The organism is Kitasatospora sp. NPDC101157 (assembly GCF_044768255.1).
Lineage (GTDB): Bacteria > Actinomycetota > Actinomycetes > Streptomycetales > Streptomycetaceae > Kitasatospora.
The window spans coordinates 5710-24034 of record NZ_JBIWPL010000046.1; the positions used below are offsets into that span (position 1 = coordinate 5710).

Here is an 18325-nt window from a genome sequence, read left to right on the forward strand (position 1 = left end):
CCGGGGGGGGCCCCCGCCCCCCCGCCCAGCTTGGGGGGGGTGCGTTGGGTGCCCTGTGAGGGGGCGGCGGGTGGCCCGTTGGGGGCGCCGGTGGGGGGGGGGGGGGGGGCGCCCCCGCCCCCCCCGACTCATCTGCGGAGGAGCCTCTCGACTCCTGGCGTCGGCGCTCCGACGCGGGACCGGCTGCGGCAACAGCCAGTGGTCCATCCCCTTGTACCGAGTAATCGACAAGCCAGGGAGAGCCAGTCGGGGAACACCTTGCCTATCCGACAGCGGTAGTAGCAACGGCACATGGGACAGAGGCGCTTGGATTGAATTAATGGAAAGACTGTGCATGTGCTCTGACCTGCGAAAACTCTGAGCTGGAGGGTAGATTCATGCTTGTTAAATGGTCATTTTCATTGGGACGTATTGATTTAACTGGAGGGGCTGATCGAGATTCTTCTTGCAATTGCGTTACGCCATTTGGCAGGATCGTGACTGCCCTTCAGGCGCGGTCGGCAAACCGCTGGGCTCGTACCGAGTGATCGACAAGTCAAGAGATTGGAGAGTCATGTCCATGGCTCCCGTGCGCCCCTGGCGGCGCAACAGCCTGCCGGTGGGCGTCGCCGGCATCGTCGTCATCATCCTGCTGATCGGGGTGCTCGGGGTTTGCCAGCCGTCCGTGCTGGCAAACCCGATCGTCTCCGCAGCGGCGACCGGCGCCGTCGGGGCCGCGGCCGGATTCGTCACCAAGCGCGCCCTGCGCAGCCGCACCCGCCTGCGCTGGCAGCTGAGCCGCTAACCATGTCCGGCCGCAACAAGGCCGGGGTCCAGAGCGGGCCGGCGGAGGAACTCGCGAGCTTCCTCCGCTGGCTTCGCCGGCGACCCGACGGCACCGACCTCACCTACAAAGAGATGGCGGACCGGATCAGCGGCAAGCGCTACTGCTCGGCGCCCACTCTCTCCCGCGCCGACCAGGGCGGCGACTGCATCCCCAGGATCGAGACGGTCCAGGAGTACGCGCGGGCCTGCGGCGCCTCCCCGGACCAGGTTCAGCACGCCCGTCGGCTCCTGTCCGCCGCACGGCGCCTCCGGCTCCTGCACACGACGGCCTCCCGTTACGACGACCCCAAGGCCGGCGCGCGCATCGCCCGTCAGGCCCACCCCGCCGTCGCCCCCCACGCCAACTACATGCGCGGCCGGCTCGACTTCCAGAACGGGCTGCGCTCCTACCACCGCGAGGTCGGCAGCCCCTCCGTGCGCGCCATCTCTGCGAACGCCGAGCTCAGCGGACTGCACATCACCAAGAGCACCGCTCACCGCATGCTTTCCACGGGGCTCGATCCCACATGGGAGCACGTCGAGGCGTTCCTGACCGGATGCCGGCCGGGAAAGCTCCCCGACCTGGGGGTCTGGCGGCAAGCCTGGGGTCGCATCTTCGGCTTCCCCGAGTTCTCCGTCCTGCCCGATTCCGAGCTCGCCAACTTCGTCTTCGTTCCCGAGCGGGTGGCAAGGCGGTCGGACCGCCAGCCCAAGCTGGAGAGGGTGCGCGCCTACGGGGGGCACCGCGGGGCGACCGAATATGTCGAGCCCCCGGAGCGGAGTCCCCGCCTTGCGAGGGCTCCCCACCCCTCGTCGGGCCCCCCGCATCCGATGGCCGACTCCGGCCGCGGAAACTCGTAGCGGGGTGTCCGGACCTGGAGCGGGTCCTGCCGTGAGCCGAGGCAGCCGTGTCGGCGTTCGACACGGCTGCCGCCGGGTGTCGCGGACTGGAGATCGAGTACGGGATGTTCTGCGTGACTACGCCTCCACCCGGATCCGGGTCGGCCATCGGCCCGGACCGGACGCCGCCCGCGCCGGCAACGCGGCGAAGCTCGCCGGCCTGCCCACCCACCTGAGTGCCGGGGTCAATGCCGGACAGCAGGGCGCGGACAGCGACGGCTCGCCGTCCCGAACCCGCGCGGTGGTCACCCGCTCGACCGGGCCGGTCCGGGTGCGCCACCCGCTCGCCGCCGGCACCGCGCCGTTGGAGATCGGCACCACCCTGCCCAGCCGCACCGTCGCCCACCTCCGGGTCGAGGGTCGCCTGGCCCGGTGGCCGTACGGATGGGACGCCACCGTCCTGATCGTCCGCACCGGGCCCCTTCGGACCTCGGCCTGTAGCCAACGGGCCGGATGCTCCGTCAGCTCTCGCTGGCTTCGCGGGGCGGCACCGCGCTCTTCTTGCGCGCGCGGTAGGCGGCCTGCTTGCAGGGACTGGAGCAGTACTTCCGCGGCCTGCCCCCGGCGGGGCCGGTCGGACTGATGACGGCGCGCTGGCACATGGGACAGGTGCGCAGGAGGGCACGTTCGAACTTCTCGACCTGGTTGACCAGCGCCTTCGGCACCCCGTCGATCAGCTCGTACAACTGGTGCGCCCGTGAGGGGTGCCGGAGGATCGAGATCTGCTTGTGCATATCGGTCACCATGTCCCTCCAGACCTTGCCGCCGGTGGCCCGGGAGATCTCGGTGTCGGACCACCAGTCGGCGGCGAGGGCGAGCAGTGCTCTCTCGACGGGGCGGCTCAGGTCGATGTCCGCGGCTGCGGTGGAGGCTTCGACGTGAGCCGCGGCGGGGTCGTGGTGGGACCGGCGCCTCACTGGGCGTCCGTGATGGGAGCGGGCTGGGCCAGTTCTTCGGCGACGACGGCCCCTGCCAGTGCCGGAGCGGCTTCGGTCGCCTGGGCGGGGATGACCACGGTGGCGGCTGCGGGACGGGACCGGGGAACCAGGACTCGGAAGGCCCGAATGACGGACGCAAGGGCGGTGAGGACGTCCGGGACGTCGTCTGGCGGAGCCTTCCTGATCGCCACACTGCCGAGGATACCGATCGCGGTGAAGGCCAGGGACAGGGCGATCAGCGGTACCGCGAGCGCGATCCACGCGGTGGTCTCGAGGGGCACGTTTTCCTCCTGAAACGCGTGAAGGCCCCTGGGGACCAGGGGCCTTCACGATGGGTACGACGGTGCGGGGAAGCAAAAAGCCCCGCCGAGGCGAGGCCTATCCGACGGCGATTCGCCGTCCGGGCATAACTGTGCTGTCGGCAGCCCCGTGACAGATGAGGTGACCATCCGTCAAGTCCGCTTCGTTTCCGCTGGTCAGATGGACGTTCCGTGGATGCACTTTCCCTGGTCCGGTTTCGTAACGCTCTTCCGCAGGACCGGTCAGGCGAAGGGGCTGGCGGTGGCGGCGAGGGCGTCGCTGGTGATGTGGGGGGGTGTGGTCGGCGAGGAGGGGGTGGGTGGCGGCGACGGCGCGCATGAGGGTGGTGGGGCTGGTGTGGCTGTCGAGGCGCCGGTAGGTGGTGAGGAGCGGGCCGCGGGTAGGGGTGGTATGGGCGCCTCTACCTCGGCCGCCTGGAGGACGGCGCCTACGTCGACTGGCTCGTCCAGGCAGGCGAGACGACCCAGCTCACCAACCTGTTCCCGCTCGACCTCGCGGTGCCCGCTGTCCTGGCTGCCGCTGCCCTCCTCACCCGGCCGGGCCGAGGACGAGCCCGCGTCCGAGTCCGAGTCCGACGACCAGGCGCTCGACCCCGTCGAGCTGGTCGCGCTCCACCGGGGTCGCGACGCACGGGTACAGCAAGGCCACCCATGCTGCACCCGGGCGTGCTGCTGCTCCCCGTGTAGCAAGGCTGCCCTTGCTGCACTCTGCTGCTTGGCGGTGCCGTGCGTGCTGCACCGCCGGGTGCAGCGACTGCGACGGCCCGCGCAACCGCCGGCTGCGCATCGGACGGAGCCGGGTGCGACAGTGCGACCCGGGTCGCAACCGCCCGGATCACGATACGCAAGGGAGCGTCCCGGGCCGGGGGCGCGGAGTGCGACGCCGCAGGTGGGGGCACTGCGATGGGGACGCGCCGCAGGCCCGGGGTGTACGCGCAGGTCCATGTCGAGCGGGAGGTAATCGGAGTTCGGGTGCGCAGGTGCCCCTGGCCGAGGACCGGGCAGGGGCACTTTTGGTCAGCTCATCGCCTCATTCTGGGGTTCAGCTTCGTACGAGAGCGGTCCACTTCTGGGCAGGGGTGCCGTTGCAGTCCCACAGTTGCAGTCGCGCGCTGTTGGTTGCGGTGCCGCCGGGGAGGTCGACGCATCGGCCGGAGGCGGGGTTGTAGAGGCTGCCGTCGGCCCTGGGGACGAAGGTCTGCTGCGGGGCGCCGTTTCCGCATTCCCAGATCTGCAGAGGGGTGCCGTTGGCGGTGCCGCGTCCGGTGGCGTCGAGGCAACTGCCGAGGGCGCGGAGGCTGCCGTCGGGCTTGAACGTCCACTTCTGGGCGTTGCTGCCGTTGCAGTCGTACAGCTGGACGGCGGTGCCGTTGGCGGCGCCGGGCGCGTGTGCGGCCTGCGGCACGCTCACGAGCGATGTCGCCGCCCTGGTCGACGTTCCTGCGGTGGTCGACCTGCCCCCGCTCGGCGGCCCGCCCCGGCCCACCGGGCGCCACCGCCGGACGTGACGCCGCCCGTCCCGTCGATTGGTTGCCCGCGCACGGGACCCAGGCTGTTCGGCCGGGGGTTCGGCTCGTCGTTCGGTACGGGGGCCGGTTCCGGGTTCGGTCCGCGGTTCGGTTCGGCGGTCGGCCCTCGGTGCCGCTGGCCACCTGTTTGCGCTGCTCATCGGGGGTGACGGGCCGAACTCACCATCCCGACTTACCTTCCTGGGCCCCTGCCTGGCGGTGGTGGGTGGGTTGGGGGCGTGGTCGGTGTGGCCGGGCGCTGCGCTGTGCTTCTGGTTCTCGCGTCCGGCTGGTGCCGGCCGCTCGTGGTGGGTGAGGGCGGGGAACTGGGCGCCGCTGTCCTGGTCGACGGCCGGTCCCGGCGGCCTGGGCCTCTATCAGGTGCTCGGCCAGGGCCAGGCGGACGTCTGGAAGGCCGAGGTTGAGCGGGTGCGGCCTGGCGTGGGCTGCGCCCGGGTTCTTCGTATGGCTGTGGGTCTGGGTTGGTGGAAACAATTGTTTCCGAATCAGGGTGTGACCTGTTGGCGGTCTGCTTGGTTGTTTTGGTGTGTTTGGGGGTTTCTGCCGGATTGGGCTGGACCACCCGGGCCGGGTCGGTGTCGGCTTTCGCCTGTTTCACCGTGTGCTGCGGCGCCCGATTTTGGTTGCTGTGCGTGTTCGTCGTGGGCATGCCATATTGCCTGGGGTGGGCTGTCGGAGGGTGGGGTTTTGACGGGTTGTTTTGTGGGTTTCCTGGCTGGTTTTCAGGGGGTTTCTCGGCTGTATTTGCGGGGGTGTTTCCTGGGAAATGCCGGGTGTTTTACCTGGGCTGGTTCTGGTGGGGTTGTGCGGGGGCTGGGATGCTGGCGGATGCCTGTCCGGCCGCGAGGTGGAGGATCAGTGAACCGGTATCGGATGATCGAGATCGTCGAGCGCGTCATCGAGTCCTATGTCGAGGAGGTCGACTACGAGGACGTCGACGCCAACGCCCTTGCGGAGAGCGTCGTCAAGGCGCTGGAGCGGGCGGGGGTGGCCGCCACTGACGAGGGCTGAGGGCGAGGCCTCGGCCGCCGTCCAGCCCGTCGGCCTGGCCGCCGTCGGGGTGGTGCGCGTCACGGGCAATGGGGTGTGACGCGCACCGGGTGGTGATCTTGTCAGGCCGGGTGTCGGCGGTCTTGTCCGGGGCGGTTGGTCGGTGTCCTGCTCGCCGCCGTCCCGGCGGGGCCTGGGCGAGGCCCCGGCCGCTGTCCGGGCGGCCCGTGGGCGTCCTGCTCGGCGCCGCCCCGTTGGGGTCTGGTCGACGTCCTTGCCGCCTGGCCGTCGGACGGGAGATCTTCCCGTGTGGGGGCGTGAGCTCCGCCCTATGGACCGGAAATTCTGTGGTCTGGGCGAGGCTCCGGCCGCCGTTCGGGCCGCCGTCGATGCCCCGGGGCTGCTCGGTGTCGTGCTGCTCGCCGCCGTCCCGGCGGGGGCTGGGCGGGGCCCCCGGCGGCCGTTCGGGCCGCCGTCGATGCCCTGGGGCTGTTCGGTGCCGTGGTGCTCGCTGCCGTCCGGTCTGGCCGTGTGGGGGTGGTTCGTTCCAGGAATCTGGAACGCCCGCCGGCCTTTCGTCGCCTGCTGCTCGCGGCTGTCCCGGCGTCGCCTGGGGGATGGCTCGCGCGAGTCATCAAGTGGCGCGTGGCTGCCGTCCTCGCCGCCGTCCGGGTGGCCGCCGGTCGGCGCCGCTGTGCGGGTCGCTTGGGTCGCTGCTCCTGGTCGTGGTCGGGGGTCGGGAGCCGTCTGTCCCGCGTCGACCTCGGCGTCGACCTCGGGTGTTTGCTGTGCCGCTGGTCGGGTCCCGCCGCTGTCGGCCTGGTCGCCTGCTGCGCGGCCTGCCGGGGTGTCCCAGTCCTGTCTCGGCTGCGTCCCAGCCCTGCCTGTTATGTCCGCTTTGCTGGGACGGTCTCAGGGTGTTTCCTTTGGTGGGCGCGTTTCGTCGCCTGCTGTCCCAGCCTGGCCGGCACCCTCGGCGGATGGCTCGTATCCTTTGACAGATGATCTTGACCGATTGCCAAGCAATCTTGACCGGCTGAGCCGGGGCCCGCGGTCAACCTGTGCGGCCTGTTGTCAGCGGCGCATGCGAGCGTGTGGATCATGAACGGATCTCACGACCTGCTGGCCGGACTGGACGACATCGACTGGGCTGCACTGGGCCACGCATACGGGAGCGCCGAGGACGTGCCGGGCGAGCTGCGGGCCGCGTGCGGGGAGGACGAGAAGGCCCGGGAGCGGGCCTTCGAACGCCTCTTCAACAGCATCTGCCACCAGGGGACCCGCTACTCGGCCTCGCCGTTCGCAGCGCTGTTCCTCGCCCGGATCGCCGCCCAGGGTCCGGCCGACGCCCGGATCGAGGCGCTCATGCTGCTGCTGCGCCTGGCCGTCGACTGGCACGACACCTACGACCTGCCGCTGGGCATCGACACCGTCACCTGGCGCGCGGAGGCCGTCAGCCCTGAGGAGAACCTGCGCTGGTACGACGAGCAGATCGCCGCCGAGAGCGACGAGGCCCGGCTGGAGAAGCTGCGCCAGGGCCGGGAGTACTGCGCGGCCGGCCACCCGATCGACGCCCGCGAAGGCGCGCTGCGCTCCTACGACGCGGTCCGGGCTCAGCTACCTGCTTTGCTGCCCCTGCTGGAGGACCCGGATCCGGAGGTCCGCAGCCGCCTCGCCTACCTCCTCGGGTGGTTCCCCGAGGAGGCCGGCACCGTCGCGGGGGCGCTGCGGCGGCGTCTGGAGGCCGAGCGGGACCCGGTCATCACCGCCACCCTCGTGATCGCGACCGGCCTGCTGACCGACCACGACGGGGACGGCCGCATCGCCCTCCGTCTCGACGACGCGGAGCCGCTCGTGCGGTGGGCAGCCGCCACCGCGCTCGCCCGACACCTGATCCTGTGCCCCGGCCCCATCGGAGCAGCAGGCCCCGGTGCCCGGCTCGCGGAGCGCGTCCTCGACGAGCTCGCCGCCTTCGGCGCCCGGCCCGCCCCCCAACCCAGCACCCTCCACCACCAGCGCGACCCGCACAGCTACACCGTTGAGACGTTGGTGAGCCTCATGAAGAACACGGAGCACACCGACAAGATCCTCCGCGCGATCATCACCGCCCTGCCCCGGGTCAAGGAGACCGGCGTCGTCCCCCGGCCCCTTGCCAGCCGAGCCGAGAGAGTCCTTACCGCCCTGTTCACCCCCACCGACACACCCCTCACCTTCGACGAGCTGTCTCCGGGCCGCCAGGAGTTCCTGACCGCCCTCGCCGACCTTCTGTCCGCCGACGACTACCAGCCCTACTTCTTCGGCTCGTCCATGCACGAGACGCTCACCCCCCTCGGCCTGCCCGGCACCCGCCCAGCCCTGCGCGCCTTCGTCGGCCTGGACACCGAAGGTGAGGACCCGACCGCTTCGCTCCCCGACCCCATGGCGAAGTACCGCTGACGCGGCAAACGCCGGTCAAGATTGCTTGGCAATCGGTCGAGATCATTTGTCACAGGATGGCTCGCGCTAGCCATCAAGTGACGCCCGGTCGCATGGCCGCCGCCCTTGCCGTCCGGGTTTCCCCGCCGCCGTCCGCGCCGCTTGTGGACGTCCGCCTCGGCGCCGTCCCGAGCGCCGCCATCGCCGTCCGGGCCCGCCGGGTCGGTCCTGCTCGTCGGCTTTCTGGCCGCCTCGGTTCCTGTGGGGTGGGGCTGTAGGGGTTGTGAGGCTGTGAGCCGGTTGCCCTGCCCCGGGGCCCGCGAGGGCGCGGTCCGGGTGCCGTGGTCGTGGGCCTGGTCGTCGTCCTGCTCGGTGCCGTGCTGCCCGGTGCCGCAGCTGTCCGTGGGCCTGGCGGGGGTGGCTCGCGCGAGGCATCAAGGAACGCCCGCCGTCCGGGCCGCTGTCCTCGGCGCGGTCCCGGCCGCCGTCATGCTGCGCCCGGCGAGCTTGTGGCCCGGGCTGTCTTGGCGCCGTCCTGGCGGACGTCGTCGGGATGCCTCGCGCGTCCCATGGAGGCGGGGTTGGCTGCGCCCCGCGGCTGCCCGCCAGGCCGCCTCGCCCCCGCCCTCGCCCCCGCCCTGGCATCGGGGCCGGGGTGCGGGTGTGGGGGGCCGTCAGGCCGCCGTCCAGGAGATGCTGTGCCGCCTCGGGAGAGGCCTCGGCGGTAGGGCTGCGCCCCGCCCCCTCGGCCTCGCTCGGCCCCGCTGCGCTTCGCCCGCACCGTGCTGCCTCGGCGCGCATCCGCGCCGCCCACCCTGCCGCCGCAGGCTTCGCCGGTGCCTGCCCAGGCGCCGCAGGCGCTGCCGGACAACCTCGACCGAGGGGCCGTCAGGCCCGTTCCCCAGCTGCTCCTGGCTCGTCTGTGCCACCCTTTTCCGGTGGCGCCGCAGGCGTCACTCCCCGCCCTTCCCCAGGGACGGGCAGGTGCCGGCTTCGAGCCGAAGGCCCGTGCGCTTTCCGGCCCCCTTCCCTGTGTGCATCGGTGTCCGGGAAAACACGCGGTCCAGGTCGTTGTCGGCTGATAGGGGGCGGGCGGTATGAACCCAGGCGGGAGGATATGGGATGTCGTCGGCACACCACGCAGCGGGTGATCCAGAGGAGTATGCCTATCTCTGGGATGGTTCGGAGCCTGGATGGATCCTCTTCCGGGGCAAAATCGTCGATATCCCGACGATCTTCAACAGGATCACCCGCGAAATCCTCCTGCTGGAAGACGAGGACGAATGGCGGGCCCTCACAGAAGTGATGCGAAGTCACGATGTCCCCCTGTTGGACGGATTCCCGGCCGAGGAGTAACCGAACATTCCCGTGCCCTTTCGAGGGCCCTGTGCTGCGCCTCGTCGGGCTTTTTGGCTGGGTGTGGTGTGGCGGTTGGTGGGCTGTTTCCCTATGGGGTGGCGGTGTAGGTGCGGGTTTGGGTGGGGGTGGGGCTGCGGTTTCGCTGGTTGGTTGAGAAGGTTGTGGGCTGGGGTAGGGCCAGGTGGGTCGGTTCTGTCTGGTGTTGGTGTTGCCGGCGGAGAGAGGGGTGGGGTGCTGGGCTGGTGGTTTCGCGGGTGTGGTGAGGGAGTTGCTGTTTCTCCGAGACGTTTTCCGGGTGTTGCGGGTGTGGTAAGAGCCCCGTAGGCGGCCTTCGGCAGACCCCGTGACCCAGGGACTCGCCCACCCGTTCCGCTTCGGGGCGGGCGGGCCGGACGCTGATACGCGAAGGCGCCGGGATCGTGCTGGGGGTGGCCTGCAGGCCGCCACCGTCCAGCAGGTGGGGCGTCGGCCGCTTCGAGGCCCGTTCCTATGCCCCGATCGATTCGATGAAGGACCGGAACCCCTCTGCCGTGGCGGGGAGCGTCTTCCGTACGTCGGGCCCAGAGCCTCTCAATTCGACGACGCCCTGCGCACTGACGGTCAGGACCAGGTAGTACGTGACGCGGTTCGTGGTTCGGAAGTCCCACCGGTAGCCGAGGGCGAACCGGGTTTGCTCCAGTGTCGTGGGCTGAATGTCCCAGTCACCGACTTCCCAGCGGGTCTCCTCGTACAGGCGCTGCGCCCCGGTCCATCCGGGCATCATCTGCAGGCTGTAGACCTCGGTCAGGTTGTACCGGTACTCGCTGACCACTGCGTCCAGCTCGCGCCTTGTGGCACGCAACAACGCAGCGGCCTGCACCCGGGCCTCCGGGCGGGATGCGGTTAGCACCTGGCCTTGGCGCGGTTGCGGAATGGGAGGCGTGCCCGCAGCAACCAGGTCAGGATGTTCGGGGGCAGGCAGCGCCGCCCGCCGCTTCCGCAGTTCCTCCAGGCGTTCCGTTGCCTTGCGATCCCCTTGCCCGGAGAGCTGCCCCAAAAGACGCTCGGCCTCGCCGTACCGCCCCAGCGTCTCCAAGGTGGAGGCGAGCTCGAACTGGGCACGCCGGTCTCCCTTAGAACTCCTAACGAAATGAGGCTGGGACAATCTGGTTGTGGCTGAAGCTCTGGTTCAGCACCATGAGCTCTGGCGGTTGAAGGTAGGAAGAGCAGAGGGTGCAAGTGGACCTGATCAGCCTCTCGGATGGTGACAACAGCTTCCGGGTGCGTGTGCTGGGGCGTCGGTCGCCGGGTGTCCTGCATCTTCACGACCGGCTCGATGCAGAGATCGTCGTCACGAGCAGCTTCGTCAGCGGAAGCCTCACTATGTCGCTCTTGCCCTCCGATCTGGACGACTGGGGCAGGGCTCTGGACATCCTCGCTTCCGGTCAGGACGTCTGCTGGATGGACAACGACCGCAGCCCAGAAATCAGGATCCAGCCATTCAACAAGGAGCATGAGACTCCCGCGGTCCTCGTCGAGGATCTGGGAAGGTCGAGTGTCACCGTGTTCATCCCGATCTGTCTCGGAGAGGGGTGGATCGACGAGCAGCGAAGGCTGCTTGGGCGGGTGCAGAAAGAGTGGCCGAGCGAGGTCCTGCAGTCTTCACCGGGTGTCTACGAGTGGCGGCGCTGAACTGCTGCCAGGCGTCGCCAGCAGATGAGCGCGCACCCCAGGGTAAGAAGGGCTTCATGGATGTCGTCGCGAATCTCCCAGCGGATCCGCAGGCGGCGAAACCAGTGCAGGTGGGCGAACGCCCGTTCCACGACCCAACGTTGGGTTCCGAGCCCGGAGCCGTGCTCGGTACCGCGGCGCGCGATCAGCGGCTTCACGCCGAGATCCCAGACCAGGCGGCGGTACTTGTCGTGGTCGTAGCCGCGGTCAGCCAGCACCACGTCCGGGCGGCGCCGAGGCCGGCCGCGCTTGCCTCGCACCGGTGGTACGGCCTGGAGGAGCGGGATCAGCTGAGTGACGTCGTTACGGTTGCCGCCGGTCAGGGTGACGGCTAGCGGGATGCCGGTGGCGTCGGTGATCAGGTGGTGCTTGCTGCCCGTTCTGCCCCGGTCGACGGGGCTTCGTCCGGTCTTGGAGCCCCCTTTAACGCGCGGATATGGGAGCCGTCGACGGCCGCCCGGGAGAAGTCCAGGGCGTTGGCGCTGCGGAGCTTGGCGAGGAGAGCTTCGTGCAGCCGGGGCCAGACCCCGGCTTCGGTCCATTCAGCCAGGCGGCGCCAGCAGGTCATGCCGGAACCGAAGCCAAGTTCCTGCGGCAGGTGTTCCCAGGCGATCCCGGTGTGCAGTACGAACAGGATGCCCTGGAACACCAGCCGGTCCGGATGCCGCTTGCGCCCCGGATGCCGCGTCCGCCGCTCCACCTTGGGCAATAGCGGCTCAATCACCGCCCACAGCTCGGCATCGACTTCCCACGGCTTCGGCCGCGCCACCCTGCACCCCCGGATCATCGCTCCCAGAGTGATCCAACCACCTCGAAGATCATTTCGTTAGGAGTTCTTACTGCTGGCGGTCCGGAACCATATCTGCGCCTCCGCTATGTCGCCTCGGGCTCGCAGCATGCACCCGAGGTCGACCATGGCCTCGCAGCTTCCCTTGTCGGCGGCTCTGCGGTACCACACGCGGGCCCCGCCGTCGTCGCCCTGACGTTCCATTGCCCGGCCATAGTGGATCATCGAGGGCACATGCCCCCTTCTGGCTGCCCGATGGTGAAGGCCTTCGGCTTCGTCTGGCCTGCCGAGCCGCTGAAGAGTGAAAGCAAGGCCCACTACGGCATCCTCGTCACCGCCGTCGGCGGCCTGGCGGTACCAGGCCTCAGCTCCCGCGTCATCACGGCGCTGCTGCAGGACGAACGCGACGTTGTAGGCTCCCAGAACGCTTCCCGCGGCAGCCGCCTTGCGATACCACTGCTCGGCCCCCGTCGCATCACCGCGCTTACCGAGCAGGACGCCGTACCAGTTCATTGCATCGGCATGCTCTGCCTCAGCAGCCGCGCCGAAAAGCCTTTCCGCTCCTTCGGAATCGCCCTGCTCGGCTCGTTCGGCGCCAAGACGGACCATCTCGTCAGGTGTCATAGGCGGCAACGTAGCAACTGACGCTCCATCTGAGAATGGTGGGCGCACAGCCGGGCCAAGGCCGCACTCCACCAACAGCTACGGGCCCGCGTGCTCAAGGATCTTCAGCACGCCGCCGGAGGCGGAGGCACGGCCGGCCTCGGCCTTGGTGGGCAGCATGGCGGCGGCCTGGACGGTGACACGCACCAGCGCGGCGTTCACCTCGCCCTCGCAGTTGTCGAGGGCGGCGTCGGCGCCGAACGCACCCTGGAGGGTCTTGGCTGCCCAGAACCGCCAAGGTCAGGCCGGGAGGTCGAGGACCAGGACGTGGTGGGGCGCTGCGCCATTCCAGGGGATGGCGGTTCCGGCGTAGCGGTAGCCCCAGGCGCGGTAGGCGGCCTGCGCGGCGGCGGCTTCTGACCGGGAGTTGAGCATCACGCGCTCGTTGGTGACCGCGCTGACGAGGGCGGTGTGCAGGCGGGTGGCGACGTGGCGGCGGCACCAGGTAGGGCGGACCGCGAGCTCGAACAGCCCGAAGGTGCGCTTCCCGTCCTCGCGGCGCAGATCCTCGGGGACGGCGGTGGTGAGGGTGTCCCACCAGCCGGTCGTGGCGGCGAGCGGGTAGCCGTAGGCCATCCCGACGACCTGGCCGTCCGGGGCGAAGGCGACGGCGGCGAGGAAGCCGGCCTTGCGGGTCTGGGAGCGGAACCGCTTGAGGGCGCGGTCGACGTCGGCCTGGCTGCCCTCCCCGTATGGCGGTTCGGCGAAGGCCTCCGCGAACACCACCTTCAGCTGGTCCTCCAACTCGACGGTCGCGGTGCCGTCCAGCACCTCGATCCGTAGGTCGTCCGTCCCGGCCTGCTCGGTCATCGGCTCCCCCTGCTCCTGGTCGTCTTGGTGGTGCTGATGCCGAGGGCGCGCAGCTGCTCGACACCCTCACGCGCCGCCCGGGCGTCGAGCCGGGCGGCGTCGGTGGCGACGGCACGCAGCCTGGTGGTGCAGCGGGTGGAGGTCATGGTGCGCGCGGCGGTGGCCGCGGCGACCGCCTCGGCCATGGCTTCCTCGGTCTGGCCGGTGGCGAGCAGGACTTCGGCGAGGCGGGCCCGGTAGAGCGCGCGGTTGCGGGTGTAGCCGTCGCCGAGCTGGTGGAGGGCGGAGCGCAGGAAGGGGATTGCGTGCTGGGGGCGGCCGGTGTCGGTGTGCCAGGCGGCGGTGGCGTAGTCGACCTCGCGCTGCCCGGCGAACGCGGTCCACGGCGGAGCATCGGTGTCGTGGTCGGAGCGCTCGTGCCAGGTGAGGGCCTGGGACAGGGCCCGGCGGGCGGCCTGGTGGTCGATGCCGGTCGGTGTGCCGCCGGTGCACCGCGCAGAAGAACGCCGCCGAGGCCCAGCGCGTCGCGGCCATCGCCCGCGGGGCCGCCAACGAAGCCGCCGGCTTCGCCAACACAGCGCAGCAGTGCGCCAGCACGGCGGCCGATCAGGTCATTAAGGCCCAGGCCGCCGCCGAAGCAGCTCAGACCAGCGCCACCAACGCCGCCAAGTCCGCCAAAAGCGCGAACACCGCCCAAGCCACAGCCAGACGGGACGCGGCCAGCGCCGTGAACTCGTCCAGGCAGGCTGCCCAGTCGACGGCCCTTGCAAAGTGGGCGGCAGCGAACGCCTACGAGTCCGCCCGAGAGGCCCGGACTTCCGCGCTGGCCGCAGGATGAGCTTCCCCCGGTGCGCGGGAGGTGCTGATCAGCTGGTCAGAAGGGGTTGGCGGGGTTTCAGGTTCACTTGTTCGGCCGTCGCGTGGTTGGCGTAGTGCTCCTCCTCGTATTCGATGGGGCTGAGGTAGCCGAGTCGTTTCTGGATGCGGCGGGGGTTGTAGAACCCGTCGAGGTACTCGAAGAGCGCGAGGTTCGCCTCGACGCGGGTGTCGAAGACGCGGCCGCGGATGCACTCGGTCTTGATCAGCATCCACAGGTTCTCGGCGAGGGCGTTGTCGTAGGAGTCCCCGATCGATCCCATGGATGCCTGAATTCCCGCTCTGAGCAGGCGTGTTGTGAGCTTGATGGACGTATATTGCCCGGGTTCAAGGGGTCGTTGCAACACCGCTGGTTTGGAGCGAGAGTAGCTGATCGTCGAGGGCCTCCGCAGGAGTTCTCCAGCCGAGTGTTTTCCGCGGCCGGGTGTTGAGCGCGCCGGCGACGGCTTCGAGGTCGTGGGCGGTCCAGCGGGCCAGGTCCGTGCCCTTCGGGAAGTATTGCCGCAGCAGCCCGTTCGTGTTCTCGTTCGTGCCCCGATGCCAGGGGCTGTGCGGGTCGGCGAAGTAGACGGCGATGCCTGTGTCGGCCTTCAGCTGGGCGTGCTGGGCAAGCTCCTTACCTCGATCCCAGGTCAGCGATCTGCGCAACTGCTGCGGGATGTTGGCCATTTGGGCTGTGAGGGCCTTGCGCATCGCCTCGGCTCCGTAGCCAGCCAGCGCGGGGCCGTTCTTCACCCTTGGCTCGACGCCGTAGCCTTCCATCCGCGGAAGGTGGACCAGGATCGTGAACCTGGTCGTGCGCTCCACGAGCGTGCCGATCGCGGACCGGTCCGTTCCGATGATCAGATCGCCTTCCCAGTGGCCCGCGACGGCCCGGTCCTCGGCCTCGGCGGGACGCTCACTGATCACCACGTCGGGCGTGACGTGACCGGCCGCCTTCTGGCGGGCGCGCGAGCGCGGAACCCGAAGGGCACGCCCGGTCCGCAGGCACGTGACCAGCTCACGCTCGAGCGCGCCGCGGCCCTGGATGTAGAGGGCCTGGTAGATCGCCTCGTGCGAGATCCGCATGGACTCGTCGTCCGGATAGTCGACCTGCAACCGCTTCGCTATCTGCTCCGGACTCCACGCCGTGGCCCAACGCCGGTCCTGACGGCGGGGCTTGTTCCGTCCCTTCCACTCCTGCGTCACCGGACCCCGCACCGGCCTTCCGTCGGGAGCCTGGATCAAGCCAGCCAACCTGTCCTGCACGTACTCGCGCAGCCGCTCGTCGGCCGCGAGCTTCGCGGTCTTCGGCCGGCCTGCCGCCAGCTCGGCCTTCCACTGTGCGATCGAGGCCCGGTAGTCGAGCCGCCCGCACCTCGTTGCCGCGTTGCGCCGCAGCTCGCGAGAGATCGTCGACGGCGAGCGCCCCAGCCTGCGGGCGATCTCCCTCACGCCGGTGCCCTGGGCCCTCAGCAGGGCGATTTCCTCACGCTCGGCGAACGACAGATACCGGCCTGACAACGGACTGAGCTGGATCGAAGGCATCCCGCCACGATCGCGGAACCACCGCGAACCGACCGGCCCTGACACGCCGCACGCCACCGCGGCATCCTCGCTCGTGAGACCTTCAGCAACCTTCACCCAGAACGCGCGCTCCACGTCCCGACGCACCGGCGGCCGGCCCGGCGAACGCATCGCCGGACGTCCCGTTACCTTCGTCGTCCACCCCGCAGGCCGTCCCATCCGGCACCTCCACGATCGAGGTGTTGCGACGACTGGTTGAATCCACCTTGGCAGCCGTGGTCGGCGTGGTGCACGAGCTGGCCGGGGGCGACCTCGCGGCTGGCCAGCGCGTACTCCAGCGAGGTGAGGACCAGGTCGGCGTCCGCACGGGCGGAGGTCTCCCAGGCCACGACCCGCCGGGAGAAGGCGTCCCGGATCGCGGAGAGCCACAACGGCCCTTCCAGAGTGGGAACCATGGTCAGGTCGGTGACCCACAGCCGGTTCGGTGCGGGTGCGGTGAAGTCGCGCCGTACCAGGTCCGGCGCCGGCTCAGCGCCCGGGTCGCGGAGGGTGAAGCCCTTGCCCGCCAGGCGCGGGCTGATTCCTTGCAGGCCGGCTTCGCGCATCAGGCGTTCGACCCGCTTACGGCCGACGTGAACGCCCTCGCGCTTGAGGGTGGCGTGCACGCGCGGCGAGCCGTAGATCCCGCCGGACTCGGCGTGGACCTCGCGGATGCGGCCGGTCAGCTCGATGTGCTGCCGGTGCCGTTCGCAGGGCTGGGCCTCGGCGCGGCGCCACCGGTAGTAGGTGGAGGAGGCGATGCCGAGTTCCCGAAGTACGCACTCGACCCCCAGGTGAGGATGCTCATCGAGGAGCGCCGTCACCTGGTCCGGGTCGGGTCGAGTTGCGCCGCGAAAAACGCCGACGCCGTCCGCAGGACCTCGTTCGCCCGCTTGAGCTGGGCGTTCTCCCTGCGCAGGGCGACGAGCTCCTCGCGCTCGGCGGTGGTGAGCCGGTCGTCGCGCTCGCCGGCGTCCGCCTCGGCCTGACGGATCCAGTTGCGCAGGGCCTCGGGGTGGACACCGAGATCCTCGGCCATCCGTCGGATGACGGGCTTCGGGTCGGCCGTGCGATACATCCGCACCGCGCGCTCACGCAACTCCAGCGGGTACTTCTTCGGGGCAGCCATGGTCTCGGGTCCTCTCATGAGACACATCTGAACCACTGTCACCATCCTCCGCATCTCGGGGGAACCTCAGGAAAGGACGCCAAAGCAGCCCAGGACGCCGCCGACGACGCCCACGCCAACTACGAGGACAAACGCGCTGCGGAGGAGCGGGCCAGGCTCGCCAAGCTCGAAGAGGACCGGCAGAAGGCGGAAGAACTTCGCAAACTTCACGACCAGACGCAGCAAGCCGCAGACCAGCTGGCAGCCAAGCAGAAGCAGGACCAGGTCGCGGCGATCGAAGATGAGATCAAGAAGCAGAAGGAGGACAACGACAACCTCAATGCCCTTTACCAGATCTTCTCCGAGAGCGTTCATCTCACCCTCGATATCATCGGCGGCGCCGGCGGCATGATAGCCCCCGGACTCGCGGACATCGCCGACCTCATCAACTGCGCCTACTACGCCGTCGAAGGCCGTACGGCCGACGCCATCACCTCTTGCATCGGCGCGATCCCCTTCATCGGTGACGGCGTTGCCGTCGCCAAGTTCGGCCAGTCGGCGAAGAAGTTCGGGAAATACGGCGACAAGGCCGCAGAGTTCATCAAGAAGCTGGTTACTCGGGTACCAGCGTCATGCCCGACGATTCCCAACAGCTTCGCCGCAGGCACTTTGGTGCTCATGGGTGATGGCAGCCGCAAACCCATTGAGGAGGTCGGGCCCGGCGATAAGGTCCTTGCCACCGACCCGATTACGGGCGAGACGTCTCCTGAGATCGTCGAGCGGCTCATCCACTCACCGGACGACCGGGACTTCACCGACCTGACCATTGCCGGTGAGAATAGCAACGGCAGCCTTACCGCGACCGACCGACACCCGTTCTGGGCCGAGAACAAGCACGACTGGATTGAAGCCGCCGATCTTGCCGTCGGCGACAGGCTGCGAACCCCCACCGGTTCTACGGCGACGGTCTCGGAAGTCCGACACAAGACCGAATTGCAGGCCGCCTACAACCTGACGGTCCAGGAACTCCACACGTACTATGTCCTGGCCGATGAAATACCGGTTCTCGTCCACAACGATAACTGTTTCGACCCCCTTGTCCAGGCCGCGAAATCCAAGCTTCCAGAATGGGTTACCGGTAAGTGGACGGCAGGATTCGCCAGGGGTAATGCCGGAAAAGGGAAGGCTACAATCTGGCCAGCGGAATCGACAACGCAAATGACCAAAGGTTTGTCGACTGGGTAAATGCGAAGCTTAAGGAAGGCGGGGTTCCCCTGGGCAATGCCACATCCGCGCGGGCTAAGGATGTGGAGCAAAAATTCGTGGCTCGAATGTACGAAGAAAACATTACTATGGCGGAGCTCGCCATCAACAACACAACGGGCCCCTGCTCCGACGCGCTGCTCGGGTGCGATGCGATTCTCGACTATCTACTGGGGGACAGGGACCTGGTGGTACATTGGCCTGATCCGGCATGCCCGGACGGGTGGCGGAGCAAGGCGTACGGGGGGAATAAGGGGAAATGGATTCCGACATGCAAATAATAGATGGAATTAAATCCAATTATAAAA

20 protein-coding genes are annotated in these 18325 nt (G+C 69.1%); 8 read left to right on the forward strand and 12 right to left on the reverse strand.

The features are described from left to right. Positions 1 to 559 precede the first annotated feature (559 nt). Entirely contained in the window at positions 560 to 784 is a 225-nt protein-coding gene (locus ACIRVF_RS41425) for a hypothetical protein (RefSeq protein WP_402830008.1), read from the forward strand. Between the two features lie 2 nt (positions 785 to 786). After that, entirely contained in the window at positions 787 to 1665 is an 879-nt protein-coding gene (locus tag ACIRVF_RS41430; protein WP_402830010.1) for a helix-turn-helix domain-containing protein, read from the forward strand. Positions 1666 to 2165: 500 nt separating this feature from the next. Here ACIRVF_RS41430 and ACIRVF_RS41435 read toward each other — a convergent pair whose 3' ends face one another. The 3 genes from ACIRVF_RS41435 to ACIRVF_RS41445 all read right to left on the reverse strand — a co-directional run bounded on the left by ACIRVF_RS41435 (position 2166) and on the right by ACIRVF_RS41445 (position 4373). Continuing rightward, entirely contained in the window at positions 2166 to 2621 is a 456-nt protein-coding gene (locus ACIRVF_RS41435; protein WP_402830013.1) for a hypothetical protein, read from the reverse strand. Next, positions 2618 to 2923: a hypothetical protein gene (locus ACIRVF_RS41440; RefSeq protein ID WP_402830016.1), complete on the reverse strand. Its 306-nt coding sequence runs from the start codon at positions 2921 to 2923 to the stop codon at positions 2618 to 2620. The genes ACIRVF_RS41435 and ACIRVF_RS41440 overlap by 4 nt, the downstream gene beginning before the upstream one ends. 1081 nt (positions 2924 to 4004) lie before the next feature. Continuing rightward, complete coding sequence (locus ACIRVF_RS41445; protein ID WP_402830019.1) at positions 4005 to 4373, reverse strand: ricin-type beta-trefoil lectin domain protein; 369 nt, start codon at positions 4371 to 4373, stop codon at positions 4005 to 4007. Between the two features lie 976 nt (positions 4374 to 5349). Between ACIRVF_RS41445 and ACIRVF_RS41450 the strand changes: the two genes are divergently transcribed. From ACIRVF_RS41450 to ACIRVF_RS41460, 3 genes are all read left to right on the forward strand, one after another. Further along, positions 5350 to 5502: a hypothetical protein gene (locus ACIRVF_RS41450; RefSeq protein WP_402830021.1), complete on the forward strand. Its 153-nt coding sequence runs from the start codon at positions 5350 to 5352 to the stop codon at positions 5500 to 5502. A 1080-nt stretch (positions 5503 to 6582) separates the two neighbouring features. After that, positions 6583 to 7917, forward strand: a complete 1335-nt coding sequence (locus ACIRVF_RS41455; RefSeq protein ID WP_402830024.1) for a hypothetical protein — start codon at positions 6583 to 6585, stop codon at positions 7915 to 7917. A gap of 1101 nt (positions 7918 to 9018) precedes the next feature. After that, positions 9019 to 9252: a hypothetical protein gene (locus ACIRVF_RS41460; protein WP_402830026.1), complete on the forward strand. Its 234-nt coding sequence runs from the start codon at positions 9019 to 9021 to the stop codon at positions 9250 to 9252. A gap of 490 nt (positions 9253 to 9742) precedes the next feature. Here the strand turns inward: ACIRVF_RS41460 and ACIRVF_RS41465 are convergent, their stop codons facing one another. After that, positions 9743 to 10330, reverse strand: coding sequence for a hypothetical protein (locus ACIRVF_RS41465; RefSeq protein WP_402830027.1), 588 nt, complete (start codon positions 10328 to 10330; stop codon positions 9743 to 9745). 143 nt (positions 10331 to 10473) lie between these two features. On the opposite strand from ACIRVF_RS41465, the gene ACIRVF_RS41470 reads away from it, so the two are divergent. Then, on the forward strand, positions 10474 to 10926 hold the full coding sequence (locus ACIRVF_RS41470) for a DUF5959 family protein (RefSeq protein WP_402830029.1): 453 nt from the start codon (positions 10474 to 10476) through the stop codon (positions 10924 to 10926). Here the strand turns inward: ACIRVF_RS41470 and ACIRVF_RS41475 are convergent. The 8 genes from ACIRVF_RS41475 to ACIRVF_RS41510 all read right to left on the reverse strand — a co-directional run bounded on the left by ACIRVF_RS41475 (position 10908) and on the right by ACIRVF_RS41510 (position 16775). Continuing rightward, a protein-coding gene (locus ACIRVF_RS41475) for an IS5 family transposase (RefSeq protein ID WP_402830031.1) occupies positions 10908 to 11752 on the reverse strand; the annotation gives its coding sequence in 2 pieces (ribosomal slippage) (positions 10908 to 11392 and positions 11392 to 11752; 846 coding nt in all). The two genes, ACIRVF_RS41470 and ACIRVF_RS41475, sit on opposite strands and share 19 nt — an antisense overlap. Positions 11753 to 11791: 39 nt before the next feature. Then, on the reverse strand, positions 11792 to 12376 hold the full coding sequence (locus ACIRVF_RS41480) for a tetratricopeptide repeat protein (protein WP_402830034.1): 585 nt from the start codon (positions 12374 to 12376) through the stop codon (positions 11792 to 11794). A 279-nt stretch (positions 12377 to 12655) separates the two neighbouring features. After that, positions 12656 to 13225 (reverse strand): GNAT family N-acetyltransferase, encoded by a 570-nt coding sequence (locus tag ACIRVF_RS41485; protein WP_402830036.1) that lies wholly within the window; start codon positions 13223 to 13225, stop codon positions 12656 to 12658. Further along, complete coding sequence (locus ACIRVF_RS41490; protein ID WP_402830039.1) at positions 13222 to 13410, reverse strand: hypothetical protein; 189 nt, start codon at positions 13408 to 13410, stop codon at positions 13222 to 13224. The genes ACIRVF_RS41485 and ACIRVF_RS41490 overlap by 4 nt, the downstream gene beginning before the upstream one ends. Positions 13411 to 14091: 681 nt before the next feature. Continuing rightward, positions 14092 to 14364 (reverse strand): IS3 family transposase, encoded by a 273-nt coding sequence (locus ACIRVF_RS41495; protein ID WP_402830042.1) that lies wholly within the window; start codon positions 14362 to 14364, stop codon positions 14092 to 14094. A 64-nt stretch (positions 14365 to 14428) separates the two neighbouring features. Continuing rightward, a complete protein-coding gene (locus ACIRVF_RS41500) occupies positions 14429 to 15826 on the reverse strand; it encodes an IS30 family transposase (RefSeq protein WP_402830044.1) in 1398 nt (465 codons plus the stop codon). Beyond that, positions 15793 to 16470: an IS3 family transposase gene (locus ACIRVF_RS41505; protein WP_402830047.1), complete on the reverse strand. Its 678-nt coding sequence runs from the start codon at positions 16468 to 16470 to the stop codon at positions 15793 to 15795. The genes ACIRVF_RS41500 and ACIRVF_RS41505 overlap by 34 nt, the downstream gene beginning before the upstream one ends. Beyond that, entirely contained in the window at positions 16467 to 16775 is a 309-nt protein-coding gene (locus tag ACIRVF_RS41510; RefSeq protein WP_402830050.1) for a transposase, read from the reverse strand. Before ACIRVF_RS41510 ends, ACIRVF_RS41505 begins: the two co-directional genes overlap by 4 nt. On the opposite strand from ACIRVF_RS41510, the gene ACIRVF_RS41515 reads away from it, so the two are divergent. Together ACIRVF_RS41515 and ACIRVF_RS41520 are read left to right on the forward strand one after the other, a co-directional pair. Beyond that, positions 16662 to 17999 (forward strand): polymorphic toxin-type HINT domain-containing protein, encoded by a 1338-nt coding sequence (locus ACIRVF_RS41515; RefSeq protein WP_402830053.1) that lies wholly within the window; start codon positions 16662 to 16664, stop codon positions 17997 to 17999. The two genes, ACIRVF_RS41510 and ACIRVF_RS41515, sit on opposite strands and share 114 nt — an antisense overlap. A gap of 29 nt (positions 18000 to 18028) precedes the next feature. Further along, a complete protein-coding gene (locus ACIRVF_RS41520) occupies positions 18029 to 18298 on the forward strand; it encodes a DddA-like double-stranded DNA deaminase toxin (protein ID WP_402830077.1) in 270 nt (89 codons plus the stop codon). Positions 18299 to 18325: the final 27 nt, after the last annotated feature.

What these genes read in the sequence shown, in the direction of transcription:
- ACIRVF_RS41425 (WP_402830008.1), top strand. Translation starts at nt 560, where the DNA reads ATGGCTCCCGTGCGCCCCTGGCGGCGCAACAGCCTGCCGGTGGGCGTC.
- ACIRVF_RS41430 (WP_402830010.1), top strand. Translation starts at nt 787, where the DNA reads ATGTCCGGCCGCAACAAGGCCGGGGTCCAGAGCGGGCCGGCGGAGGAA.
- ACIRVF_RS41455 (WP_402830024.1), top strand. Translation starts at nt 6,583, where the DNA reads ATGAACGGATCTCACGACCTGCTGGCCGGACTGGACGACATCGACTGG.
- ACIRVF_RS41460 (WP_402830026.1), top strand. Translation starts at nt 9,019, where the DNA reads ATGTCGTCGGCACACCACGCAGCGGGTGATCCAGAGGAGTATGCCTAT.
- ACIRVF_RS41480 (WP_402830034.1), bottom strand. Translation starts at nt 12,376, where the DNA reads ATGACACCTGACGAGATGGTCCGTCTTGGCGCCGAACGAGCCGAGCAG.
- ACIRVF_RS41485 (WP_402830036.1), bottom strand. Translation starts at nt 13,225, where the DNA reads ATGACCGAGCAGGCCGGGACGGACGACCTACGGATCGAGGTGCTGGAC.
- ACIRVF_RS41490 (WP_402830039.1), bottom strand. Translation starts at nt 13,410, where the DNA reads ATGGCCGAGGCGGTCGCCGCGGCCACCGCCGCGCGCACCATGACCTCC.
- ACIRVF_RS41495 (WP_402830042.1), bottom strand. Translation starts at nt 14,364, where the DNA reads ATGGGATCGATCGGGGACTCCTACGACAACGCCCTCGCCGAGAACCTG.
- ACIRVF_RS41500 (WP_402830044.1), bottom strand. Translation starts at nt 15,826, where the DNA reads ATGGGACGGCCTGCGGGGTGGACGACGAAGGTAACGGGACGTCCGGCG.
- ACIRVF_RS41510 (WP_402830050.1), bottom strand. Translation starts at nt 16,775, where the DNA reads ATGGCTGCCCCGAAGAAGTACCCGCTGGAGTTGCGTGAGCGCGCGGTG.